Origin of the sequence: Paludibacter sp. 221 (assembly GCF_010501035.1) — a bacterium.
GTDB lineage: Bacteria > Bacteroidota > Bacteroidia > Bacteroidales > Paludibacteraceae > QVMH01.
This window is the reverse complement of sequence record NZ_QVMH01000051.1, coordinates 16,503-36,108: the sequence shown is the minus strand read 5'-3', so window position 1 is coordinate 36,108 and position 19,606 is coordinate 16,503. Positions and strand designations below refer to the sequence as shown.

The window sequence follows — 19,606 nt, the reverse complement described above, 5'->3', positions numbered from 1 at the left end:
ACTTGTAACTAAATAATAATTAATAACTAACAATTAAACATTATCAACTCATGAACAGAAAACAATCATTCCGACAGACTTTAATTTTGTTCTGTCTTTTTCAATTTTCGTTTTTCATTTTTAGCGCAAACGCACAGGTAACTATCGGTGCCGATAAAGCACCCGAAAGTTTTTCACTTTTAGAGGTAACAGGTACTACAGGTGGTTTGCGTCTACCTCAGTTAACCACCGTACAACGCGATGCTTTAGCCGTAAGTGGTAGAGATTTAGCCAAGGGGTTGACTATCTTCAATACCGACATCGACTGTATGGAAACATGGAACGGCAGTAAATGGCTATCCAATTGTGGAAACGACCTATCAGGACAACCGCCATTAATTGTAATACATCCACAGTCACAGTTTATAACTAAAGATGACTGGAATAACGCGACACCTGCACAACTTAAAATTACGGCAGCAGGTTTTAACCTGAGTTATCAATGGTTCAAAGGTGACGGAACAGAGATAGACGGTGAAACAGCCCCTGCCTTCACTCCTACCGATGCTATAGGCTACTTCCCTAACACATATTATTGTGTAGTTTACAATAGTTATGGTATGGTAGAGAGCAAACGTGCCAGCATAGTGAAAGCCTGTGATGCTAAAGGAAATAATAGCAAAACATTTTACTTTATGTGCCACAACTTGGGAGCAGATTATACTGCCGACCCGTTTACTCCTGCGGCAGCTATTCATGGAGGTAAATATAAGTGGGGATTGGCGAGCAGTGGTATCAGTCAGGCTACCGACCAAAGTACAGTAGGCGCTATCAGTGGTTGGACTGGTTTGGGTACACCTCCGTCAACCAATGCTCCTTGGAATATGACCACCCAGAACCCTTGCCCTGCCGGATGGCGTGTACCAACAAATACAGAATGGGAACAGGTAATAGCCAATAACACTTGGATTGAGGAAGGTACAAACTGGACAGCGGATACTGGAAACTACGCCAATGGTTACAAAGTAGGAGATAATTTATTCTTGACGGCCGCCGACTCCCGCTACTACACTGATGGAGCACAGAATGGCCGTGGCAGCTACGGTAGTTACTGGAGTAGTACACAGAAGGGTACTACCGAAGGGTACTACTTGGCTTTCGATAATACTATACAGAGGACAAAATACTTCTATCGCTCCAACGGACATAGCCTCAGGTGCGTCGCAGAATAGGCAATCTATCAATTTTATCCCCATTGGAGACAAGTCCGGAGGCTTTCTCCATTTTATTTTGTACAGATAATAAAATTCGCCCTATTAGTCTATGTAGATTAACGGGGCGAGTGTACAACCGTGCGAACGGGCACATCGTACGATGGCATTGCAAAATTACAAGAAGCTGTTTAAATTAATCATTTACAAAAAAACAGAAGCTACTCCTATTGTGGAATAGCTTCTGTTTTTAGTTTGAATGTATAAGTAAGTAAACTTTTTACTTTTTCGAAGGGCAATCGGCTGGTTGGCTTTTACCTTCAGATGGAGTACACGCAGCCTCCCCGTGTTTGCAATTTGCTTTTTTACCCTCAGCACAACAAGCAGCATCGGGCAAAGTAGCTTCATAACCTATTTTCTTGAAAGCTGCCTGCAAAGCCGGAACATCGGTTTTGCGCTTATCATAAGTCACCGCTACCGTTTGTTTCTCCAGATTAGCATTCAAGTCTTTTACACCTTTTTCAAAAGCAATATTTTTTTCGATTTTATTTGCACAACTTTGACAGTGCATCGAAACATTAAAAACAACTTTTTCTTTGTTACTGTCTTTTTTCGACTGCGCCGAAAGCCCCGCAAAGGACATCAGCATAATTACTGAAAGAATGATACTTTTTGTTTTCATATTAATTAGTTGATTTAATTGTATTTATTCTATATTTTATCCTACATAAACCCGATTGAGGAGTTGATTTAAATTTCTTTTTTTGAACGCAAATTACGCAAATCACACTTTTGAGATTTACTAAAAGTTCAATCAAATATAACTTGCGCAAACTTGTGTTTTATTTGCGATATTCGCGTTCTCTCACTTTTAGCACACACATAGTAGGCTCATTACTCCCTATCCAGCGCCCAGCGAAAGCCCACATATATCTTTCGCCCGTGTGTAGGGCCCCATATTACAGTAGCATCAAAATCCGAACCAAAAGGGTTGGCTACATCCACAATCGGATTGTTTTGTACAAATCCGGTTAAGTTTTCCGAACCCAAATACACCGACCATGTTTTGAAATACTTTGTTATCTGAGCGTTCAACACCACATAAGGATTAAACTCCTTTTCCCACAACGGGTTATCCGCATCCGCATCGGGCAAACGCCCGCCACCGTTGAGCTGGGTAGTAAAATCGAATTGCCATTTTTTCAAAGGCGTTTGGTACGAAGCCGTAAAAAGGCTTTTATAGCGGTTTGTCAAAGGCTTTTCGCGCAAAGAGCCATCTCTGTACGTACTTTTCACATCGGTCATACGGTGCGCCAGAGTAGCCGTAAGCCCTCTCACAATTTCCATATTCGCTTCGAATTGCAGATTGCTTGCATACGACCTTCCGCCATTCAGATTGTAAAACGAAACTGCATGAGCATCAGCATCCATATCAGTAACCACCTGTTGCGCAAAATCGGTGTAATACCACTCGCCCGACAAACTCAGCTCCCTGCCAAACATCGGGATATAGGTTTGCACGCTCAGCCCGTAATTCCAAGCCTCTTCCATTTTCAGGTTCTCCTCATAACTCACCTGTCTGTTGCTGGCTAAGAGGAAATTGTTTTCGGCCCACACATTGGGCGACCGATAACCTTTCCCGACTGAAGCACGCAAGTGAACATAGTCAGAAACATTATACTTCAGGTGCAAACGCGGAGTGATAAGAAACCGATTGTAAAACGAATTATAATCGCCACGCAAACCAGCCAAAGCAATAAATTTATCATCCCAGTTGAAAGTATATTCAGCAAAAGCGCCCGGTACGTATTCACGTTTCTTTATCGGGTCATAGCTAACATTCGGGATTACAAGCTTCTCATTATAATCGTCCATATTAAAGCTCGCCCCTGCCGACAGCTTATGAGCATCGGTAAAGTTAGTCTGGAAAATCAAATTAGCATAAATATTACCCTGTACGCCGTCATACGCCTTATTGCCATATTTGGCATCCTGCTCGTGCCATGAGCCACTCAGGATAAACCCAAGGCTTGTACCTTTAGCATGATTGAACACATAACCGTTTTTAGTAAAAAACTCATAGCGCTGTGTTTCGATTCCTATTTTATAAGGGCCTTCAATCTGACCTCCGGTACGCTTTTCCGACAATCCACGCAAGAATACCTGCGAAGTATAATTGCCATTAGTATAATACCAGCGGTTTATTGCATTCATTTGACGAATTTTAGGCATATCCAAAAAATCATCGCCATTATGGTCGTTGTCGCGCAGTTCGTCCGAAAAATGAAGCAACACGCCTGTCGATAGTTTATCATTCAGCAATACCGAAGCATTTGCATTAGCCTCTACCCTACCCGCATCGCTTGCAAACACGTTAGCCGCTACAATTTCGCTTGTTTGAGGTTTCTTGTACTCAACGTTTATTTGTCCCGTAATGGCCTCATAACCATTAATAACGGACGAAGTACCTTTTGAAACCTGAATACTCTCCATCCAAGGGCCGGGAATAAACCCCAGACCATACGCCGAAGATATTCCCCGCAAACTGGGGATATTCTCTGTCAACATCTGCACATAAGCCCCCGACAAACCCAGCAAACGAATTTGCTTGGCTCCTGTAGCGGCATCGCTATAAGCCACATCGACCGAGGGATTGGTCTCGAAACTTTCGGACAGATTGCAACAAGCAGCCTTGCAAAGCTCATCGCCTGTTATTTTTTCGGTCTGAAAAACAGAAGTACGGGCTTTTAGAACACCCGGCTTTTTCTGAATGACAGACACTTCCGATAACTCAATTACTTCGTTAAGTACTACGTTCAAAAAATCATAGGGAGCAGACACAACCACGGTATCGTTGTTAAACGACACGCTGCTAAATACCAAACGATTCGTTGCATTTAACCGGGGAAGCGAAAATTGCCCTGCAGCATCCGTAGCAACACCTACCGTAGTGCCTTCCCAGTAAACATTTACCCCAATCAAGGGTTCGCCTCCGGTATCCATTACAAGCCCTCTTACCTGAGCCGAAACCGAAAGCGTAGATATTAATAACAATATGGTTAAATATAAGATTTTTTTCATTTTTACTGATTAATAATTTTAATGTGATACAAATAAAAGTTTGAACGAACACGGATTGCATTTCCCTATATTCGCATCTAATTTATTCACATTAAAAAATCAAATCAGTAAAACTGCGTGATATGCCAAGATATCACGCCCGCTCAGTAGCGGGACATCGTCGGGGGGGGTAAAAGATGGTTTATCCCAAAAAGGATTATCTAATTCAAATAACGAAGAAATTATAATATATGGCAAATCAATAAACTGCCCAAAATCGGCGGGAGTAATATCCACACCGGCAACTACCGAAGGCATATCTGTACTCATACGCAACAGATGACAGCCATCTGTTGTATGGCTTGCATCAGAACATGCCATATCCTCACGGGTAGCGGACGGAGCATGATGACAACATCCATCCTCGTGCTCATGCTCATGATGTATCGCCTCGCACGATTTGTTTGCAACAGCTTCAATCCCCTCACTTGCACAAGTATCACAGCAATAGTGCACTACATTAAATCCCAACCCTGCGGTAAGGAAGTAAACAGCGCATACAAAAGCTAATATCCGAGTGAGTGTCTTTTTCATCCGATGTAAATCCATTGCAAAGATAAGCAGTATTTTCTAAATAAGAAACAAAAAACGAGCCATCTTATCCGAAACACGTCTTTACTAAAACCAGTCACAGTACATTATTTCATCTCATACACAAGCCCTTTAACCCAATCGGCCCATTGTAGTTGCGACTTCGATTTACCAAAAGCCTCCCACGAAATAGCGTTGCCTATCTTTATTGTAAAGTGGCTACCTTTTTGTTTGAAAAGCTCGTCGGCAAGATAAAGCATCTCAAGATTTAGCTTTACACCAAAAAATGTACGCAGATTTGCCAGATTGTAGAAAAAGTTAGAATTGCGCCCCTCAAAGTAAATAGGAACAACGTCGCGGTGGTACCGGGTAGCCTTTGCAATGAAGTTTTTCTTCCATTCGGGGTCTATAATCTTACCTTTGGCTTTGCGGGAACACTTGCCCGAAGGAAAAGTTATCAGATTATCGTCTGAATTATAAAACTCATTCAATTTTTCAACATTCTCCTTTCCCTGCGCCCCTACCTTATTCACGGGAATGAACAACTCTTTTAGCGGGTCGAGAAACAGCAGTATGTCATTCGTAAGCAAACGCACCTTACCATCATACTCCTTGCCAATAACATATGCCAGCACCACCCCATCTAAACCGCCCAACGGGTGATTACCTGCAAAAATATATTTTTCGCCTTTCGGCAGGTTTTCAAGCCCTTCTACCGAATAGGTTATGTTCATATAATCGAGCAACGATTCGATAAAATCAAAATTCTTTGCTCCGGGGTAAGTCCGAAAAATATGGTTTATCTCATCTACGTGAACTATCTTTTTCAGATAACGGATAATAAACTTAGGCAGTTTCCGATTCGGTAGTTTCGCTTCGAGTATTTTCTCCAAATCAATATGGGCTATTTCATTCTTCTCCATACACAATGTTATAAAAAGGTATGCAAAAATACGAAATTTAATTAACAAGAAAAGCGACACAAAAAAAGAATCGGTAAAAATCAGAGAAAACTCCCCCACTTTTTTCCACTTTCAATTCATTTTCCGACTGAACTTTTATAATAGTTTGATTGTTATAGATTTAACAGCAAAACAATAAAAACAACTTGAGTTGAAAAACTGTTGATAACCCGCATTTTAAAGTTAATAAACTATTCATTATTTGTTGAAAACTTTTTAGTGGGGAAAAGTGGGGAAATTAAAAAATTATTTCATACCTTTACACTTGAAATTCAAGCATTAAAACCCATGACCAGATTCATAGGAAAATACGAAGCTAAGGCTGATTCCAAAGGGCGCATATTCATCCCTGCACCCTACAGAAAGCTACTCGCCGGAGAAGACAGAGAGCGAATCGTCATGCACAAAGAGGCCGATAGCGACTATATCGTATTTTATCCGGAAGAGGCTTGGAACAAAAAGCTAAACGGCCTGCAGGAAAATCTGGACGAGTGGGACCCCGAAGACCAAATGCTGCTTTTCAGTTTTACCGAAGACGCCGAATGGGTAGACATCGACTCACAAGGACGCATACTACTATCCAAGAAAAACCGAAATGCCATAAAACTTATTGACGACAACGAGATTCTCTTTATAGGTGGGATTAACAGCTTTGCCCTTTGGAGCAAATCGAGATACGAACAGGTAAAGCCATCTCCTACCGACTTGGCGAGCAAGTTAAGAGAGAAAATGATGAAAAAGAACAGAAAAGCCGAATAACACAAAATCATTTCATACACAAAAAAATCCTTATGGAAACAAACACATATCACATACCGGCAATGCTGAGCGAAACCATCGAGGGTTTGAACATTAAACCCGATGGAGTATATGTGGATGTTACGTTTGGAGGAGGAGGCCATTCGCGCGAGATATTATCGCACCTTAACGAGAGAGGCAAACTAATAGCTTTCGACCAGGACGAAGACGCCATAAAAAATATAATCGACGACAGCAGGTTCACTTTCGTAAGAAGCAACTTTAAATACTTAAAAAACTTTCTTCGCTATCATGGCATCGAACACATAGATGGCATCTTGGGCGACTTGGGCGTATCATTCCATCATTTTGATGAAGCCGAAAGAGGCTTTTCATTCCGCTTCGATGGAGAACTGGATATGCGGATGAACAAACAATCGGCCTTAACCGCCGCCAAAGTACTGAATACCTATAGCGAAGAACAACTGGCTGATATATTTTACCTGTACGGAGAGTTAAGAAATGCACGCCGCATAGCATCTGTCATTGTAAGAGCACGGGCACAAGAGCCTTTCGAAAGGATATTTCCTTTTGTTGAAACCCTAAAGCCATTCTACGGAAAGGACAAGGAAAAGAAAGACATGGCACGGGTGTTTCAGGCATTGCGCATAGAGGTGAATAAGGAGCTGGAAGTGCTAAAACAGCTATTGAACCAAAGTATGGAAGCGTTAGACACAAAAGGCAGATTAGTGGTGCTAACTTACCATTCGCTCGAAGACCGGCTTGTAAAAAACTTTGTACGTAGCGGAAATATTGAGGGAAAAATCGAAAAAGATTTTTACGGAAACGTATTATCACCACTCAGGGCCGTCAACAACAAAGTGATTACAGCAACAGATGAAGAAATAGCAAACAATCCGCGCGCGCGCAGTGCAAAACTAAGGATAGCGGAAAAGGTGTAAAATAAGGGAAGGAAGGGGAATAAAAGAAGTAAAAGAAATAAGAGGAGTAAAGGAAGTAAGGGAAGTAAGTATCTAATAAATTAACATTACATTTTTCACTATTAAACTTCAGATATTTTTTACATCATCTTGTAGCTATTAACTTGTAGCTTGTAGCTCGTCCCGAAGGACAACGTAATTTGCAACTAATTTCTTGTAACTGTATTAAGATATGTCGAGATTTAAAAAATTCATGAGCAGTATTAAAGGCAGCGAAGATTATTCTGATATAAAATCGAGCAGCCTGCGGGATTTACTGAATGGTAACATCCTGACCAAAAAGTTCATACAAAAACAATACGGTTTGTTAATCATGGCTGCGGTATTAGCTTTTGTATATGTGGGCAACCGCTACTATTGCGAAACACAGATGAATAAAGAAAACAAGCTGAAAAGAGAGCTGAAAGACGTTAAATACGAATCGCTTACACTATCGGCCGAATTGATACAAATGAGCCGGCGCTCGCACGTACTGAAACTGGCAAACGAAAAAGGGCTGGGATTGGTAGAAGCCACTACCCCACCGATAAAATTAGATTGAGCTTGAGATTCAAAATTGAGAGTTGAAAATTGAGAAATAAGAGATAAGAGATAAGTATTCGACACAAATTAACTTATATTATTTAGCTCACATAGGACACTTATGAGTTAGCAGTCAGTAGTTAGTAGTCAATAAGCTATAAGTACAAATATCTGTAGGGCCGAAAAATCTTTCGTCCGATAAAATAAAAAGAGAGCAATGGATAAATCCACTAAACGGGAATAATAATTGAACATTAATAATTAAACATTAAATCCGCGTCTTGGTGTCTCCGTGTTTGAAAACAAAAACTATGTGCGAGCTAACTAAACCTATGTGACACAAAATAAAAACTACGAATCAACGCTTTAACGATAAAAAACAACTAACAAATGGCTGACAAACGTACAAACATCATTATCAGGTTTGGCATTATGTACTCACTTATTGTCATCGCCTTTGTATTGGTTATTGCCCAAATAATTATCATACAAACCAAAGAGCGCGACAATTGGCTTGCATTACAATACAATAGCGAGAAAAGCACAAAAATAGTACCGCCCAACCGAGGCAATATCTATTCGCACGACGGCAGATTGCTGGCAAGTTCAATACCGACCTACGAAATATTTCTTGAAACCACAGCTGCAAACTTGAGGGATAAAAATGGGAAGGTTTTTTACGAGAAGCTCGACTCTGTGTCAGAAAGTCTCTCGCTCCTGTTCAAAGACCGGACGAAAGAACAATATAAAGCCGCGCTCAAAGATGCATACGACAAGAAAAAACGCTATTTTAAAATTTATCCGGGACGTATCCAGTACTACCACCTGAAAGAAGTGGAAGCAATGCCTCTTTTCAAATTAGGAAGAATTAAAAGCGGGCTGATTGTCGAAGAAAAAGTAAGGCGCGAAAAACCATTCGGTTCATTGGCAAATATAACCATAGGCGATGTTTTTGGCAACGAATCGCAAATAGTGAAAAAAGATACAATAATCATCAGAACCAACCCTAAAACACACAAAACCGACACAATAAAAAAAAGACAGGAGCAATGGGTAGGGCTGAATGCAAAATACGGGCTGGAAAAATACTACAACGACTATCTGAACGGAGAACCGGGGTACTCCAGCCGTCAGAAACTTACCAACCTGTGGCAAACGGTAATAGAGGCCGAACCTATTGACGGAAACGACATATACAGCACTATTGACGTCGATATTCAGGATATTTCGGAAAACGTACTGGTAGAAACACTTGAAAAATTCAACGCGGTATCGGGTTATGCCATTTTTATGGAAACAAAAACGGGCGAAGTAAAATCTATCGTAAATATGTATAGAAACGCCTCCGGCAAATACTACGAAAAAGAAAACGGGGCTGTTACCGACATCATGGAGCCCGGCTCTACCTTCAAGACAATAGCCCTGATTGCGGCCTTGGACGATGGAAAAATAAAAATAACCGACTCAATAGACGTGGGCGACGGAAGGCTGAAATACCACAGCAGAGTGCCCGAAGTAACAGACCACAATGCACGCAAAGGAGGGTATGGCAAAATATCGGTTGCAAACGTAATACATGGCTCATCCAACGTGGGAATGCACAAAATTATAGTAGACGCATACGGCAACGACCAAGGAGCATTTATCGACCGGATAAGAAGCACTAAAATAGGCGAGCCTATGAATCTGGAGTTTATCGAAGCCCAAAGACCAAGGATAAAACATCCGAACGAAAAAAACAACTGGTCGACGGTAACGTCGCTCTCTGCCATGTCCAGAGGTTACGAGGTACAAGTACCACCTATTTATATACTGACGTATTATAATGCTATTGCAAACAACGGAAAAATGATTCGTCCCATCTTTGTAAAATCGATAGCGAAAGACGGGCAAACCATAAAAAAATTCAGTACCGAAACAATAAACAATTCGATATGCAAACCATCTACCTTAGCCGATATACAAGAAGTACTACTGGGAGTAGTAGAGGGTGAAATGGGAACTGGAAAAGATGTACGCTCGCAAACCGTACACATTGCCGGAAAAACGGGAACTGCCCGTGTTATAAAAGACGGCGTTTACTCCAACAGCAAACACAGGGTATCGTTTTGCGGATATTTTCCGGCTGAAAATCCTCAATATACAGGAATAGTTGTAATAAACGAGCCCAATGTATCATCGGCGGGATTGACGAGCGGTGTAGCCTTCAAAAACACTGCAGAACGTATTATGGCCTTGAAATCGGACTGGACACCTAAACTGATGGCTAACGACACCACTATCATGAAAAACACCGTGTTACTGCCTAATAGCAAAGATGGGAATTACAAAGATTTGCAAACCGTAATGAAAAATGTCCGCCTACCTATATCAGGCGAATCGGGCGAATGGGTAAAATCTGAAATAACCGAAAATGAAACAACAATAAAACCATTGGCACTGGACAACGAAAAAATTCCCGATGTAAGAGGAATGGGAGCTAAAAACGCAATTTATCTCCTTGAAAATATGGGACTGAACGTGCAAATAAACGGCAGGGGAAAAGTTGTTTCGCAAAATATATTAGCCGGCACACAAGCCACCAAAGGCAGAAACATAACTTTAACTTTAAGATAACACTTATCTTATCGGATTTTAAATCCGGAGTTAATAAATCACGGGATTACAAATCCCGTGAGACAGGAATATCCTTGAGGATAGAAGTAAAAACATAAAAAAACAACTATGCTAAAATTAAATAACCTATTGATAAACGTCAACTGTAAAAAAACAATCGGCGATGGCACAGTTGATATTTACGGTGTAAAATTCGATTCGAGGAAAGTAGAAAAAGGTGATTTATTCATTGCCACACGGGGCACTGCCGTAGATGGGCATGAGTATATCAACACTGCTATAGAACGAGGAGCAGTAGCCGTATTGTGCGAAGAACTGCCAACAGAGCTAAAAGCACACGTTACATACATCACTACCCCTGACACATCGGAGGCTTTAGGGCAAGTAGCATGCACATGGTACGATTATCCGTCGAGCAAGTTGACACTGGTGGGAGTTACCGGCACAAACGGAAAAACAACTATCGTCACCCTACTCTACCAGCTTTTCAGAAAATTAGGCTATAAGGCGGGATTGCTTTCAACCGTTGTTAATTACGTGAACGACAAAACCATTGAAGCTACCCACACAACGCCCGACGCACTGACTATAAACGAATTACTATCGGAAATGGCAGATGCCGGATGCGAATACGCCTTTATGGAAGTAAGTTCGCACGCTATAGTACAAAACCGCATTAGCGGGCTGAATTTCGCAGGAGGAATTTTTACCAACCTCACACGCGACCATATTGATTATCATGAAACATTTGATAATTACCTGAAAGCGAAGAAACGCTTTTTCGATGAGCTTTCGCCCGAATCGTTTGCACTGACCAACATTGACGACAAAAACGGCATGGTGATGCTCCAGAATACGAAAGCAAGGAAATATACCTATACACTACGCTCGATGGGCGACTTTAAAACCAAAATTCTGGAAAGCGGATTCGACGGTATGCTGCTCAATATGAATGATAAAGAGGTACATGTGTCGTTTGTCGGCAAGTTTAACGCAAGCAACCTTACCGCTGTATACGGTACGGCTATGTTGCTATGGCAAAACGAATTGGAAACCCTGCGTATTATCAGTGCCTTGCAGTCGGTATCGGGACGTTTCGAAACTCTGTATTCCCCTACAGGCTACATGGCGATAGTAGACTATGCACATACACCTGACGCCCTGAATAACGTAATAAGCAGTATAAATCAAATACTGACAGGTAAGCAGGGAAGGCTGATAACAGTAGTGGGCTGCGGCGGAAACCGCGACAAAGGCAAACGCCCAATCATGGCACAAGAGGCGGTAAACGGCAGTTGGAAAGCGATATTTACATCGGATAATCCACGTTTTGAAGACCCTCAGGCTATTCTTGATGATATGACCGTAGGGCTTGACAATGAACAAAGAAAGAAAACACTGGTTATCGTAAACCGCAGGGAAGCAATCAGGACAGCCTGCTCGCTTGCACAGCCGGGAGATATAGTGTTGGTAGCCGGAAAAGGACATGAAAATTATCAGATTATTCAAGGTGAAAAAAGCCACTTCGACGACAGAGAAGAAGTAAAAGTCTGTTTTTAGATTAAAGAGTCAAGAACCAAGAATCAAGAGAAGAAAGTATGATATACCATTTATTTCAATATTTAGACAAGACTTTTGACATTCCCGGTGCAGGGATGTTTAACTACATTTCTTTCAGAACAGCGTTGGCATTTATCACCGCGCTACTGATTGCTACGGTATTCGGGAAAAAGATTATCAGCCTGCTGCAAAAAAAGCAAATAGGAGAAACCATACGCAATCTCGACCTGGAAGGGCAGTTGAGCAAAAAAGGCACTCCTACTATGGGTGGAATAATCATTATACTGTCGATATTGATTCCAACATTGCTTTTTGCCGACCTGACGAATATCTACATTATCCTGATGCTGATAACAACGGTATGGATGGGAGCAATAGGATTTCTTGATGATTATATTAAAGTTTTCAAAAAAAACAAAGACGGATTGAACGGGAAATTCAAAATTGTGGGGCAGGTAGGGCTTGGCTTAATTGTAGGATTAACCATGTGGCTGAGTCCGGATATTGTAATTCGTGAAAATATTGAAGTAAAAGGAAGTGAAAACCGGATAGAAGAAGTGATTTATTCGGGTCAGGACGTAAAATCAACAAAATCAACAATTCCCTTTATTAAAAACAACAATCTGGATTATGCCGGAGCTTTCCGTTGGCTGGGCGATAAGGCACAGACTTACGGATGGATTCTATTTGTATTAGTAGCCATATTCATCGTAACGGCAGTATCAAACGGCGCAAACCTGACCGACGGGCTGGATGGGCTTGCTACAGGCTCATCGGCAATAATGGGGGTGACGCTTGGGATTCTCGCATACGTTTCGGGCAATATAAACTACGCCGGATACCTGAACATCATGTATATACCGGGCACAGGCGAGCTATTGATTTTTGCAGGGGCATTCATAGGAGCTACTATCGGATTCCTGTGGTACAATTCGTTCCCTGCACAGGTGTTCATGGGCGACACGGGCAGCCTCATGCTGGGTGGAATAATCGCCGTATTTGCAATAGCTATACGTAAAGAGTTGCTCATACCAATCCTTTGCGGAGTTTTTCTGGCTGAGAGCCTGTCGGTGATTTTTCAGGTGGGCTATTTCAAACTCACCAAAAGGAAGTACGGCGAAGGCAGGCGCATATTCAAAATGACTCCTCTGCACCACCATTACCAGAAAGCCGGAAATGCAGGTATACAGGCTATCATACAAAAACCGATAATACCTATACCGGAGTCAAAAATAGTAGTCCGCTTTTGGATTGTGGGAATGATATTGGCAGCAGTAGCAGTTATTACATTGAAAATAAGATAATACAAAATCCTATGAAACGAATAGTAATACTTGGAGCAGGAGAAAGCGGTGCCGGTGCTGCCATACTGGCACAAAAGCAGGGATTCGACGTTTTTGTATCGGACTTTTCAGAGATTAAGCCCGAATACAAAATCATGCTGAACAATCATACTATCCGTTGGGAAGAAAAACGCCATACCGAAGAATTGATACTGAACGCCGATGAAGTGATAAAAAGCCCGGGCATTCCTGATAAAGCTCCTATAATACAGAAATTAAAAGGAAAAAACATTCCGGTAATCTCCGAGATAGAATTTGCAGGGCGGTATACTGATGCTAAGATGATTTGCATCACAGGCAGTAATGGAAAAACCACCACCACTATGCTAACCTACCATATACTGAAAAACGCGGGATTGAATGTAGGACTGGCCGGAAATGTAGGACAAAGCCTCGCATTGCAGGTGGCTACCCAATCGTATGATTACTATGTGGTTGAGTTGAGCAGTTTCCAACTGGACGGGATGCACGAGTTTAAGGCAGACATTGCGGTATTGCTGAACATTACGCCCGACCATCTGGACAGATACGATTACAAATTTCAAAATTATATAGATTCTAAATTCAGAATCACGCAAAACCAAACTGAAAAAGACGCATTTATTTATTGGGAAAATGACCCCGTGATAGAAGCTGAACTTGCCAAGCGCAATATAAACTCAACCTTGTACCCATTTGCAATACAACGGGGCGAAAAAACAAAAGCATTCGTCGAAAAAGAAGAACTAATAATACAAATCCTAAAATCCTTGTTTACTATGCCTACATCTGAATTAGCACTGAAAGGTATTCATAATACCTACAACTCAATGGCTGCCGGACTGACAGCCTCGATTCTCGATGTGAAGAAAGAAAATATACGCGCATCGCTATCCGACTTCAAAGGAGTGGAGCATCGTTTGGAATATGTTGCCACTATCCGGAATGTAAAGTTCATAAACGACTCGAAAGCGACTAACGTAAACTCCTGCTGGTATGCACTCAACAGCATGGAAACTCCGGTAGTACTCATACTTGGAGGGCTGGATAAAGGCAACGACTATGCCGAAATAGAAGAGCTTGTGCACAACAAGGTAAGAGCTTTGATATTTTTAGGCAAAGACAATACGCCGCTACATGCTTTTTTCGATAAAAAAGGAAAGCATATTGTTGATGCACAATCGATGGAAGATGCAGTAAAGGCGGCTTACGAGTTGGCTTTAGATGGCGACACGGTATTGCTTGCGCCAGCTTGCGCCAGCTTCGACCTGTTCGAAAATTACGAAGACAGAGGAAAACAGTTCAAGAAAAACGTGAGAGAGTTATAAGTAGCGGGTAGTGAGTAGCGGGTAGTGAGTAGCGAGTAGTGAGTAGTGAGTAGTGAGTAGTGAGTATTTCAGAAAAAAAGAGAGCATCCTTTATACTTTCAGCTTTCACCTGAAAACCCTTCTGCCTCATCGGATTTGCAATCCGATGATATCATAATAGCGGATTTAAAATCCGCAGAATAGTTCCTTTCGGATTTGCAAATCCGAAAGGACAAAGGAACAAAGAAAATCAGGCACAAAGCGGACTACAGCCGCTATACGCCATCAAAAAACCCGAACAGCGGCTTTGTGCCACTTGTCGGATAATAAATTTAGAAAACTAATAAGAATAAAAACAAATGAATTCTTTTTTCAAAAAAATACTGCGGGGCGACACCACTATCTGGATTGTATTCCTGATATTATGTATAGGGTCTGTTGTTATCATGTATAGCGCATCGAGCACACTTGCATATGCAGCAGCGCGTAAGCAGGGCAGCTATTTCGACCCCATACTGAAACACGCCGGTTATCTGGCTTTGGGAATAATCATTGCCTATGTAATCCATTTTATTCCCTATAAATACATTAAGATATTATCCTATTTCGGTCTTATTGTATCACTTATTCTTCTTATTTTAGTGCAATTCAAAGGAGTAAGCGAGAATGACGCAACGCGCTGGATCGACCTTTTCGGGATACGATTCCAGCCTTCGGAAATAGCAAAACTATCGCTCGTTATAGTATGTGCCGATTTTATATCGCGCATAAAGGATAACGACCCCGATAGCGAACGTATATATTTCTGGCGAATCATTATTTGCACTACAATTATATGCCTGCTTATACTGAGAGAAAACCTCTCTACAGCATTATTGCTTTTTGGCGTTATTTTTATCTTGATGCTCATAGGACGCATTTCGCTGAAACGTTTGGGAATTATTGTTGGCATATTACTTATAACCGGAGTTTCAGGCTACTTTATAATTAAAGTTCTACCAAGCGATTCAAAAGAAAAAGGGTTCTTTCATCGTGCCGACACTTGGGTAGGACGTATAGATAACTTTATATCAGGCAAGGGAAATGCAGAAAAATATGTAAAAACAGACGAGACCCAGCAACCTATAACCGCAAAAATAGCTATTGCCAGCGGAGGAGCTTTCGGGGTGGGTATAGGCAATAGCGTTCAGCGCGATTATCTGTCTCTGGCATACTCCGACTTCATCTATGCCATAGTTATCGAGGAGGGAGGACTGATAATAGGGGTAATCTTGATTCTGCTGTATCTGATATTGCTATTCCGTACAGGGCAGATAGCTACTAAATGTACTACGGTTTTTCCCGCCATGCTGGTTATCGGGCTATGCCTGATGATAGTAATACAGGCATTTGTCAGCATGGCGGTTGCTACAGGTTTAGGGCCTGTTACCGGACAGCCCCTACCCCTGATAAGCCGGGGAGGAACATCTATTGTGATAACCTCTGTGTATTTCGGCATTATACTGGGAGTAACCCGCCAACTAAAGGAGGAACAAAGAGGCGAAGAAACAGTTGCAGAAGCAGAAATTCCGGTAGTAGAACTGGATGAGTTATAAGAAAACACCTAAGCCCCTCCAAACCTCCCCACAAGGGAGGCTTAAGAGAGAAAAATCTCAGAGGTTGTTTGAAATTGTTTGATTTTAATATTTCGGTGTACAGCACTTTCAATATTATTGCATTTGTTTCTCCGTATCATCGGATTTGTAATCCGATGAGATACTAATAGCAGATTTAAAATCCGTAAATAATAGCTTTCGGATTATTGCTCAAATTTGTTCGCACCGCAAACGGATTATTCTATTTGCTTGCACTGAAATTTGAAAGGACAAAGAACGACGTTTTTAAATAAACACAGAATGCTAAAATAATAAAAGCATGCCAACAAAAAATAAAACAGCCGAATCGGGTAAAAGCCACCGCTTCATAATAAGCGGAGGCGGAACAGGGGGACATATTTTTCCTGCAATAAGTATTGCCAATGCGCTGAAAGCAAAATACCCTGACGCGGAGTTCCTGTTTGTAGGGGCACTCGGACGGATGGAGATGGAACGTGTACCGCAAGCCGGATACAAAATCGAAGGGTTGCCTGTAAGGGGATTCGACCGCAAAAACATGCTCAAAAACGTAAAAGTCCTGATTGATTTATTCAAGAGTACACGGAAAGCACGGAAAATAGTAAAGAAATTCAAGCCACAGGTAGCCATCGGAGTTGGCGGATATGCAAGCGCCCCTACACTAAGGGCAGCTTCGGCATACGGCATCCCTACCCTGCTGCAAGAACAAAACTCCTATGCGGGCGTAACCAACAAGCTTCTGGCTAAAAAAGCATCGTGCATATGTGTGGCTTACGAAGGGATGGAACGCTTTTTTCCGAAAGAAAAAATAGTACTTACTGGTAATCCTGTACGCCAGGACTTGTTTAACGTACCGCCAAAAGCAGAGGAAGCATATCGTTTCTTCGGGCTTAATCCACAGAAAAAAACACTGCTGATTGTAGGCGGCAGCCTTGGCGCGCGCACTATAAACCAAAGCATAATTGCGCATCTGAAAGAATTGTGCGAATCGGGTATTCAGGTGATATGGCAAACAGGAAAATTCTATATCGAAGAGGCTAAAAAAGCGGCCGAACCCTATGCGTCGGCCGAACTAATTGTGACCGATTTTGTTTCACGTATGGACTATGCTTATTCCGTTGCCGACTTGGTAATATCACGGGCAGGGGCAAGCTCCATATCCGAACTATGCTTATTGCAAAAGCCGGTTATCTTAGTTCCATCGCCCAACGTGGCCGAAGACCACCAGACCAAAAACGCATTAGCGCTTTCCGAAAAAAATGCCGCTGTGCTGATTAAGGACAACGAGGCTAAAGAAAAACTTGTACCGGAAGCATTAGAGTTGATAAACAACGAAAAGGGATTAAAAAATCTGAGTAGCAACATAATAAAATTAGCACAAAAGGATTCGGCAAGCCGGATTGCAGAAGAAGTAATAAAATTGATACCGAACAGAACAATAAAAAGCTGACAGATAGCTCAGCCCGTCTCACAGGACTACGAATCAGTCGTGGTCGGAAGATTTTTTCGCCACGAAGTGGCAGGTTATTTCTTGGCAAGCCAANGCTTACAGCCCTTAAAATCAGAATTATTTTAAGGGCTAAAATCTTCCGACCACGACTGATTACAAAGCCTGATAATATAGAAAAGCTGGATTGCAAAGCCCGCTTGACTGATAAAATTAATATTTATATTTCTTGTTGTTAAATTTCAGAGGATACGACTTGTAACTTGTAACTAATTTCTTGTAACTACTTATTTTCCGTATATGAGTAATTTTTTTAGATATTATTTTTTAGGCATCGGAGGTATTGGGATGAGCGCGCTTGCACGCTACTTCAATGCAAAAGGATTTCAGGTGGCAGGATACGACCGTACCGAAAGCCTGCTTACAAAGAGCCTGCAAGCCGAAGGTATAACCATAACGTACGATGACTGTGTAGATTGTATTCCTGAAAACTTCAAGTACAAAAACTCTACAATGGTTATTATGACTCCGGCCATCCCCGACGACCATCCCCAGTTGTTATACTTCAGGGAAAACAACTTCACTATTCATAAACGGGCACAGGTATTAGGCGACATTACCCGCCAGCAAAAAGGGATATGTATAGCCGGAACACACGGAAAAACCACTACCTCGACCATTACGGCACATTTACTATACCAGTCGCATGTTTCGTGCAGTGCATTTTTGGGAGGTATTGCCAACAATTATCAAAGCAACCTGCTATTGTCGAAAGAGAGTAATCTGGTAGTAATCGAGGCCGATGAATACGACCGCTCATTTCATCAGCTTGCGCCTTATATGGCAGTAATTACGTCGATGGATGCCGACCATCTGGATATTTATAAAACGGCAGAGGCTTTCTACGAGAGTTTTGAACATTTCGCATCATTAATCACTCCGGGAGGGGTGTTGATAGTGAGAAAAGGGATTGAGCTAAACCCAAAATTGCAAAAAGGGGTAAAGCAATACACCTACTCGATGGACGAAGGCGGCGATTTCCACGCCGAGGACATACGTCAGGAAAAAGACAGGATATATTTCGATTTTGTAGCTCCTACCGAGCGCATCAACGACCTCTACATCACTGTCCCCGTAATGATAAACGTAGAGAACAGTATTGCTGCAATAGCACTCGCATGGCTCAACGGAGCTACCAAAGAAGAAATAAGAACGGGTATATCGTCATTCTCAGGCATATACCGCAGGTTCAATATTATACACAAATCGGAGCGAACGGTGTACGTAGACGACTACGCTCACCACCCCAACGAACTGAAAGCAAGCATCAACTCGATACGCAAACTGTACCCCGACAAAAAGATAACAGGTATTTTTCAACCACACCTCTATACACGCACGCGGGATTTTGCCACAGAGTTTGCCGAATCATTGTCGTTACTCGACAAACTTATACTGCTGGATATATATCCGGCACGCGAAAAACCGATAAGGGGAGTGAGCTCAAAACTCATTTTCGACAACGTGAATATCGAGGATAAAACCTTGTGTTCCAAAGAAAATCTGCTATCTTTGTTAGAACAAAATGATGCTGAAGTATTGGTTACTTTTGGTGCGGGAGACATAGACCAGCTCGTACCCCAAATAGGAAAATTACTTAAAAGCAAGTGCTCATAA

Annotated in this window: 15 protein-coding genes; 11 read left to right on the top strand and 4 right to left on the bottom strand. The window is 41.8% G+C overall.

Annotated features, from left to right (window positions below):
- The first annotated feature begins 50 nt into the window (after positions 1 to 50).
- The gene (locus D0T49_RS10890; RefSeq protein ID WP_163631311.1) at positions 51 to 1,211 is read left to right on the top strand and encodes an FISUMP domain-containing protein; all 1,161 of its coding nucleotides are present in this window, start codon (positions 51 to 53) and stop codon (positions 1,209 to 1,211) included.
- Positions 1,212 to 1,470: 259 nt separating this feature from the next.
- On the opposite strand, the gene D0T49_RS10885 is transcribed toward D0T49_RS10890, so the two are convergent.
- The 4 genes from D0T49_RS10885 to D0T49_RS10870 form a co-directional block, all read right to left on the bottom strand.
- Positions 1,471 to 1,872: a cation transporter gene (locus D0T49_RS10885; protein WP_163631309.1), complete on the bottom strand. Its 402-nt coding sequence runs from the start codon at positions 1,870 to 1,872 to the stop codon at positions 1,471 to 1,473.
- A gap of 212 nt (positions 1,873 to 2,084) precedes the next feature.
- Positions 2,085 to 4,271, bottom strand: a complete 2,187-nt coding sequence (locus tag D0T49_RS10880; protein WP_163631308.1) for a TonB-dependent receptor — start codon at positions 4,269 to 4,271, stop codon at positions 2,085 to 2,087.
- Positions 4,272 to 4,370: 99 nt separating this feature from the next.
- The gene (locus D0T49_RS10875; protein WP_163631306.1) at positions 4,371 to 4,844 is read right to left on the bottom strand and encodes a hypothetical protein; all 474 of its coding nucleotides are present in this window, start codon (positions 4,842 to 4,844) and stop codon (positions 4,371 to 4,373) included.
- A 104-nt stretch (positions 4,845 to 4,948) separates the two neighbouring features.
- On the bottom strand, positions 4,949 to 5,764 hold the full coding sequence (locus tag D0T49_RS10870; protein WP_163631304.1) for a 1-acyl-sn-glycerol-3-phosphate acyltransferase: 816 nt from the start codon (positions 5,762 to 5,764) through the stop codon (positions 4,949 to 4,951).
- 327 nt (positions 5,765 to 6,091) lie between these two features.
- Between D0T49_RS10870 and D0T49_RS10865 the strand changes: the two genes are divergently transcribed.
- The 10 genes from D0T49_RS10865 (at position 6,092) to murC (ending at position 19,606) form a co-directional block, all read left to right on the top strand.
- The gene (locus tag D0T49_RS10865; RefSeq protein WP_163631302.1) at positions 6,092 to 6,562 is read left to right on the top strand and encodes a division/cell wall cluster transcriptional repressor MraZ; all 471 of its coding nucleotides are present in this window, start codon (positions 6,092 to 6,094) and stop codon (positions 6,560 to 6,562) included.
- Between the two features lie 32 nt (positions 6,563 to 6,594).
- A complete protein-coding gene (gene rsmH / locus D0T49_RS10860) occupies positions 6,595 to 7,503 on the top strand; it encodes a 16S rRNA (cytosine(1402)-N(4))-methyltransferase RsmH (RefSeq protein ID WP_163631300.1) in 909 nt (302 codons plus the stop codon).
- Positions 7,504 to 7,735: 232 nt separating this feature from the next.
- Entirely contained in the window at positions 7,736 to 8,083 is a 348-nt protein-coding gene (locus D0T49_RS10855) for an FtsL-like putative cell division protein (protein ID WP_163631298.1), read from the top strand.
- A 371-nt stretch (positions 8,084 to 8,454) separates the two neighbouring features.
- Positions 8,455 to 10,680 (top strand): penicillin-binding protein, encoded by a 2,226-nt coding sequence (locus D0T49_RS10850; protein ID WP_163631296.1) that lies wholly within the window; start codon positions 8,455 to 8,457, stop codon positions 10,678 to 10,680.
- Between the two features lie 108 nt (positions 10,681 to 10,788).
- Positions 10,789 to 12,240, top strand: a complete 1,452-nt coding sequence (locus tag D0T49_RS10845; RefSeq protein WP_163631295.1) for a UDP-N-acetylmuramoyl-L-alanyl-D-glutamate--2,6-diaminopimelate ligase — start codon at positions 10,789 to 10,791, stop codon at positions 12,238 to 12,240.
- Positions 12,241 to 12,278: 38 nt separating this feature from the next.
- Entirely contained in the window at positions 12,279 to 13,544 is a 1,266-nt protein-coding gene (gene mraY, locus D0T49_RS10840; RefSeq protein WP_163631293.1) for a phospho-N-acetylmuramoyl-pentapeptide-transferase, read from the top strand.
- A gap of 11 nt (positions 13,545 to 13,555) precedes the next feature.
- Positions 13,556 to 14,890: a UDP-N-acetylmuramoyl-L-alanine--D-glutamate ligase gene (gene murD, locus D0T49_RS10835; RefSeq protein WP_163631290.1), complete on the top strand. Its 1,335-nt coding sequence runs from the start codon at positions 13,556 to 13,558 to the stop codon at positions 14,888 to 14,890.
- Between the two features lie 338 nt (positions 14,891 to 15,228).
- The gene (locus D0T49_RS10830) at positions 15,229 to 16,464 is read left to right on the top strand and encodes an FtsW/RodA/SpoVE family cell cycle protein (protein ID WP_163631288.1); all 1,236 of its coding nucleotides are present in this window, start codon (positions 15,229 to 15,231) and stop codon (positions 16,462 to 16,464) included.
- A gap of 319 nt (positions 16,465 to 16,783) precedes the next feature.
- Complete coding sequence (gene murG, locus D0T49_RS10825) at positions 16,784 to 17,932, top strand: undecaprenyldiphospho-muramoylpentapeptide beta-N-acetylglucosaminyltransferase (protein ID WP_163631286.1); 1,149 nt, start codon at positions 16,784 to 16,786, stop codon at positions 17,930 to 17,932.
- Between the two features lie 297 nt (positions 17,933 to 18,229).
- A complete protein-coding gene (gene murC, locus D0T49_RS10820; protein ID WP_163631285.1) occupies positions 18,230 to 19,606 on the top strand; it encodes a UDP-N-acetylmuramate--L-alanine ligase in 1,377 nt (458 codons plus the stop codon).

Bases quoted from the DNA above. Each gene is read 5' to 3' on its own strand.
- D0T49_RS10890 (WP_163631311.1), top strand. From the start codon at position 51: ATGAACAGAAAACAATCATTCCGACAGACTTTAATTTTGTTCTGTCTT.
- D0T49_RS10885 (WP_163631309.1), bottom strand. From the start codon at position 1,872: ATGAAAACAAAAAGTATCATTCTTTCAGTAATTATGCTGATGTCCTTT.
- D0T49_RS10880 (WP_163631308.1), bottom strand. From the start codon at position 4,271: ATGAAAAAAATCTTATATTTAACCATATTGTTATTAATATCTACGCTT.
- D0T49_RS10875 (WP_163631306.1), bottom strand. From the start codon at position 4,844: ATGAAAAAGACACTCACTCGGATATTAGCTTTTGTATGCGCTGTTTAC.
- D0T49_RS10870 (WP_163631304.1), bottom strand. From the start codon at position 5,764: ATGGAGAAGAATGAAATAGCCCATATTGATTTGGAGAAAATACTCGAA.
- D0T49_RS10865 (WP_163631302.1), top strand. From the start codon at position 6,092: ATGACCAGATTCATAGGAAAATACGAAGCTAAGGCTGATTCCAAAGGG.
- rsmH (WP_163631300.1), top strand. From the start codon at position 6,595: ATGGAAACAAACACATATCACATACCGGCAATGCTGAGCGAAACCATC.
- D0T49_RS10855 (WP_163631298.1), top strand. From the start codon at position 7,736: ATGAGCAGTATTAAAGGCAGCGAAGATTATTCTGATATAAAATCGAGC.
- D0T49_RS10850 (WP_163631296.1), top strand. From the start codon at position 8,455: ATGGCTGACAAACGTACAAACATCATTATCAGGTTTGGCATTATGTAC.
- D0T49_RS10845 (WP_163631295.1), top strand. From the start codon at position 10,789: ATGCTAAAATTAAATAACCTATTGATAAACGTCAACTGTAAAAAAACA.
- mraY (WP_163631293.1), top strand. From the start codon at position 12,279: ATGATATACCATTTATTTCAATATTTAGACAAGACTTTTGACATTCCC.
- murD (WP_163631290.1), top strand. From the start codon at position 13,556: ATGAAACGAATAGTAATACTTGGAGCAGGAGAAAGCGGTGCCGGTGCT.
- D0T49_RS10830 (WP_163631288.1), top strand. From the start codon at position 15,229: ATGAATTCTTTTTTCAAAAAAATACTGCGGGGCGACACCACTATCTGG.
- murG (WP_163631286.1), top strand. From the start codon at position 16,784: ATGCCAACAAAAAATAAAACAGCCGAATCGGGTAAAAGCCACCGCTTC.
- murC (WP_163631285.1), top strand. From the start codon at position 18,230: ATGAGTAATTTTTTTAGATATTATTTTTTAGGCATCGGAGGTATTGGG.